The sequence below is a fragment of the Caulobacter sp. CCH9-E1 genome (genome assembly GCF_001556515.1).
In the GTDB taxonomy this organism is placed as follows: domain Bacteria; phylum Pseudomonadota; class Alphaproteobacteria; order Caulobacterales; family Caulobacteraceae; genus Caulobacter.
In genome coordinates, this window is record NZ_LSJA01000325.1 from 1 (window position 1) to 526 (window position 526).

A 526-nucleotide genomic window follows, 5' to 3' on the forward strand; every position below is an offset into this window, starting at 1 on the left:
GGCGTGGGGGATCGGGGTGGCCGGGGTCCAGCCGCGGATTTCGCGGACGGTCTTCACGTCGATGCAGAATTCCTGCTCGCCGATGCAGAACGAGATCAGCTCCAGAGCAGGCGCGGTATTGTCGGTCATAAGCGGTCCCCGGGAACGTAAGGCTTGGCTCCGGGGCCGCGATTCGACGCGCTCCGGAACACCTTGCCAGTTAACCCTGCGCCGCCTTTAGCAAGCGTTAAGCCAAACGCGTTCGGGGCGCGCCCAAATGTCGCGGCTCAATAAAAACTGTCATCCCGGCCGCAGCGTAGCGGAGAGCCAGGACCCAGGGGCAAACGCGATGCGCCGGCTCCTGGGTCGGGGCTCGGCGCGCTTCGCGCTGGGCCGGGATGACGGGTTTACGGCTCGGACAGGCCTTCGTCGCCGTCGTCGGCGAGGTTGAACTCATACCAGACGCCGTTGAGGACGCCGAAGGCGACGGCCAGGCCCAGGCCCAGGATCCAGGTGAAGTACCACATTGGTTCGTATCCTTCGGATC

General features: G+C 65.2%; 2 protein-coding genes. Both read right to left on the reverse strand.

From position 1 onward, the window contains the following. Positions 1-129 (reverse strand): chemotaxis protein CheW (locus tag AX690_RS18590; RefSeq protein ID WP_197426909.1); only part of this gene is annotated, 129 nt, incomplete at its 3' end. 257 nt (positions 130-386) lie between these two features. After that, positions 387-506, reverse strand: coding sequence for a cytochrome bd-I oxidase subunit CydX (cydX, locus tag AX690_RS18595; RefSeq protein ID WP_013080671.1), 120 nt, complete (start codon positions 504-506; stop codon positions 387-389). Positions 507-526: the final 20 nt, after the last annotated feature.

Excerpts from the sequence above, each read along its gene's own strand:
- cydX (WP_013080671.1), bottom strand. The coding sequence starts at position 506 with ATGTGGTACTTCACCTGGATCCTGGGCCTGGGCCTGGCCGTCGCCTTC.